The following is a 567-nucleotide window of genomic DNA, read 5'->3' on the forward strand; positions in this document are numbered from 1 at the left end:
TTAGAAATCCGTTGGAATGATTCTGATATCGTTATGACGTTTTGACGTTTCTGCACGCAAGGCATGCAACTGTTCGTTAAAATCATTATAAGCCGCGGCTGCACAATCGGGCTCTTTAAGGATATTCTTGTACAATTCATATTTTGCACGCGCCTTAATCAAATCAAACGCGTGCACAAACCATGGATGTTCTTGATCCGCATTCTCTAATTCTTCCAAGCGCATTGGAGAGAGAATAAGTTGAACCTGATAGGATTGATCCGGTGTGGGATAAAGATGCAATTTCCTATCAAAGTAACTGTAACAAACAGGTCTTCCTTGCTGTGCTGAAGAAAGCGAAGCTTCTAACGCAAAAGGACTTCTCTGTTCTAAGGCAACCTTGTGATATTGATCTGAAGAAAGATAAACGCTTTTGATTTTGACTGCCGTTTCAAGGTGGGGGGTATCACTTGCATCATAAAGAGCTTTTCCCGCTTGTGTATTAAACACAACATCACGGCTTTCGTTAAAGTAAAAACTTTCCCGCTCGCAAAAACGAATAGCAGCAAAAATACTCTCTTGGATTTG

1 protein-coding gene is annotated in these 567 nt (G+C 40.7%); it reads right to left on the bottom strand.

Annotated features, from left to right (window positions below; all coding sequences use genetic code 11):
- Window positions 1-567, bottom strand: a 567-nt coding sequence (locus K3248_RS09355) for a phage adaptor protein (RefSeq protein ID WP_220716983.1), incomplete at its 5' end; no start/stop codon positions are given.

The organism is Bartonella raoultii, assembly GCF_019659805.1.
Taxonomy (GTDB): domain Bacteria; phylum Pseudomonadota; class Alphaproteobacteria; order Rhizobiales; family Rhizobiaceae; genus Bartonella; species Bartonella raoultii.